At 69.5% G+C, this 1,750-nt stretch carries 2 protein-coding genes and 1 pseudogene; all 3 read right to left on the bottom strand.

Going from position 1 to position 1,750, the window contains the following annotated elements:
* On the bottom strand, window positions 1-487 hold a 487-nt coding region (locus tag AOK08_RS41070; protein WP_055535582.1), incomplete at its 3' end, for a NuoI/complex I 23 kDa subunit family protein.
* A gap of 2 nt (window positions 488-489) precedes the next feature.
* On the bottom strand, window positions 490-1,458 hold the full coding sequence (locus AOK08_RS41075) for a complex I subunit 1/NuoH family protein (RefSeq protein ID WP_055535584.1): 969 nt from the start codon (window positions 1,456-1,458) through the stop codon (window positions 490-492).
* Window positions 1,455-1,750, bottom strand: a pseudogene (locus AOK08_RS46910) (NADH-quinone oxidoreductase subunit C); the annotation flags it as partial. The pseudogene AOK08_RS46910 and the gene AOK08_RS41075, both read right to left, overlap by 4 nt.

Here is a 1,750-nt window from a genome sequence, read left to right on the forward strand (position 1 = left end):
CGGCGGGGTCGAGGGCGGGCGGGGCCGGGACCGTCCACATCCACTCGCGGAGCTTGTCGCGTTCGTGGGTGAGTTCGTGGATGTCGGTCTCGGCGTACTCGAACTCCGGGGACCAGAAGAGTGCGTCGAAGGGGCACACCTCGATGCAGATACCGCAGTACATGCAGAGGGAGAAGTCGATGGCGAAGCGATCGAGGACGTTGCGGCTGCGCTCACGGCCGCCGGGGGCCGCGGGAGGCACCGTCTCCTTGTGGGAGTCGATGTAGATGCACCAGTCAGGGCACTCGCGGGCGCACAGCATGCAGACCGTGCAGTTCTCCTCGAAGAGGCCGATGACTCCTCGGGAGCGGGGCGGGAGGTCGGGCTGGACGTCCGGGTACTGCGCGGTGACGGTCTTCTTCGCCATCGTGCGGAGGGTGACGGCCAGGCCCTTGGCGAGGCCGGCGCCGGGGATACGGGACCTGGCGGGCGGGAGAGGCTCAGCCATGGTTACGAGATCACCACCTTCACGATGCCGGTGAGGGCGATCTGGGCGAGGGAGAGGGGGACGAGGAGCGTCCAGGAGAGCTTCTGGAGCTGGTCCTCGCGCAGGCGGGGGTAGGTGACACGCAGCCAGATCACGACGAAGGCCAGCACCGCCGTCTTCAGGAGGGTCCAGACCCAGCCGAAGCCGTCGGCGGCCCAGGGGCCGTGCCAGCCGCCCAGGAAGAGGACGGTGGTCAGGCCGCACAGGACGACGATCCCGGCGTACTCGGCGAGGAGGAAGAGAGCGAAGCGAAGGCCGGTGTACTCGGTGTAGGCGCCGAAGATGATCTCCGAGTCGGCCACCGGCATGTCGAAGGGAGGCCGTTGGAGTTCGGCGAGGCCGGCCACGAAGAAGACGATCGCGCCGACGATCTGCCAGGGCAGCCACCACCACTCGAAGGCGTCGAGGATGCCGGGGAGCGAGACCGTGCCGGCCGCCATCGCGACCGAGGCGGCGGTGAGGAGCATCGGGAGTTCGTACGCGAGGAGTTGCGCGGCGGTGCGAAGGCCGCCGAGAAGGGAGAACTTGTTGGCCGACGCCCAACCGGCCATGAGCGAGCCGAGGACACCGACGCCCATGACGGCGAGGACGAAGAAAATGCCCGCGTCGACGACCTCGCCGACGGCGCCCTCGCCCGGGCCGATCGGAATCGCGAGGAGGACCAGGAGGTACGGGAGGAGGGCTACAGCGGGGGCGAGCTGGAAGATACGGCGGTCGGCTCCGGTCGGGACGATGTCTTCCTTCTGGGCGAACTTGACGCCGTCCGCGACCAGTTGGGCCCAGCCGTGGAAGCCGCCGGCGTACATCGGGCCGAGGCGGCCCTGCATGTGGGCCATCACCTTGTGCTCGGCCTGACCGACGATCAGAGGGAAGGTGAGGAAGACGACGAAGACGATCAGGAGTCGCAGGGCAACGTCGAGCGCGTCGTTCACTGCGAGCCTCCTGAGGGGTTGTCGGAGCGCGTATCTCCGGGGGTGGGATGGCCGAGCGCGGGGTCGTCGAGGGTGGGGTCTTCGAGGGTCGGGACTTCGGGCGCGGGGTCCTCGGGCGCGGGAGCTTCAGGCACGGAGTCCTCGGGCGCCGGAGCTTCGGGCGCGGGGTCCTCGGTTGACTCAGGGGACTTCGTGGGTTCGTCGAAGGCTGGGCGTGCGTGGTGCCAGGGGGCGTCCGCCGTGGGTGGTGGCGCGGGGGTCTCGGTCACCGGCGGCTGCGGCTGCGGCTGCG

The organism is Streptomyces graminilatus (genome assembly GCF_001418565.1).
Taxonomy (GTDB): domain Bacteria; phylum Actinomycetota; class Actinomycetes; order Streptomycetales; family Streptomycetaceae; genus Streptomyces; species Streptomyces graminilatus.